Origin of the sequence: Clostridium sp. HV4-5-A1G (genome assembly GCF_900184915.1) — a bacterium.
In the GTDB taxonomy this organism is placed as follows: Bacteria; Bacillota; Clostridia; order Clostridiales; family Clostridiaceae; genus Clostridium_B; species Clostridium_B aromativorans.
Genome location: NZ_FXYI02000351.1, coordinates 1 through 1,121 on the forward strand (window position 1 = coordinate 1; position 1,121 = coordinate 1,121).

A 1,121-nucleotide genomic window follows, 5' to 3' on the forward strand; every position below is an offset into this window, starting at 1 on the left:
AATTTATTTATATTAGGACAATATAATAAATGTAATTAGGAGATATAAAATTCTCCTTAGCATCAAATAATATAAATTATTGTTTGATGTGTAACCCCCCATCCCCCTTGGGACCGCATATACGGTCCCTTTTTAATTATCTATTTCTATACATAGAGGCAATTTTGAAACGACAGTTTTTAGTATCACTGCTGTCAGGTACGAGAATTAAATCCAATTTATAATTTTTTACTGTATTTTTATCTGTTCTGGAAATACCCTTAAAATTTAATGACCAGGAAATTTCAGAAGCATTGCCGTCTTTATCGCATTTATTTTCCATGAAGAAACCGTCTTGAAATACATAGGTATTATTTTCTCCTGTCAAGTTGCCAATTAGGGCCATATTCTCTTTAGATATATTAGATGAAAAAATATCTTTTGGCTTATATGGTTCGCTTTCAGGCAAACTTTGTATAAATTTTACAAATGTATAAATAGTATCTTGTCCCATAAGAGAACTTCTGTATTCATAATCATAGTTTTTAAATCCATTATTTAAAAATATGTAATTGGAGAGATACATGGAGCTTTCACTCAGTTTACCTGATATGATTTTTGGAGTTCTGTTGTTTTTACAATCCATAAAACCAAGTATGTTGCTAGAATTTGACATAATATTTTTAAATCCTGTACCAGTATATATAAAGACACGTTGAACAGGTTTATTTTTTATTGAACCCTGCACAAATATTTCAGGAACTCTGTTTCTGGATACATCCATGAGTGTTATTCTTAAAGGCCAATATGGGGAATAGCTTTGAATTATTGGTGAATTTTTATTAGTATTGAAGTTAAAAGTTTTATTATCTATAACTGCTTTTATTAGATAGCTGTTTTCATCTCGTATGATAGACAGTATATCATTCTTTCCGTCACCATTGAGATCTGCCCGTATTTTTCTGCTGCTGGAGATAGTATTGAAAGAAGGAGAAGAATGTCTGGATACTATAAAGGTTACAGATAAAAATATGATTAAGATTAACAATATTAAAAAGTAAATATGTCGTTTCTTTAGAAATATTACTCTAAATTTCATAAATTTCACCTCCATTTAATTATATGAATTTATTATATATTTA

The 1,121-nt window shown here is 28.8% G+C and carries 1 protein-coding gene; it reads right to left on the reverse strand.

Features of this window, described 5'->3' with window-relative positions; genetic code table 11:
* Positions 1-136 precede the first annotated feature (136 nt).
* Positions 137-1,078, reverse strand: coding sequence for an FG-GAP repeat domain-containing protein (locus J5G60_RS18430; protein WP_150359075.1), 942 nt, complete (start codon positions 1,076-1,078; stop codon positions 137-139).
* Between the last annotated feature and the right edge of the window lie 43 nt (positions 1,079-1,121).

What these genes read in the sequence shown, in the direction of transcription:
- J5G60_RS18430 (WP_150359075.1), bottom strand. Translation starts at nt 1,078, where the DNA reads ATGAAATTTAGAGTAATATTTCTAAAGAAACGACATATTTACTTTTTA.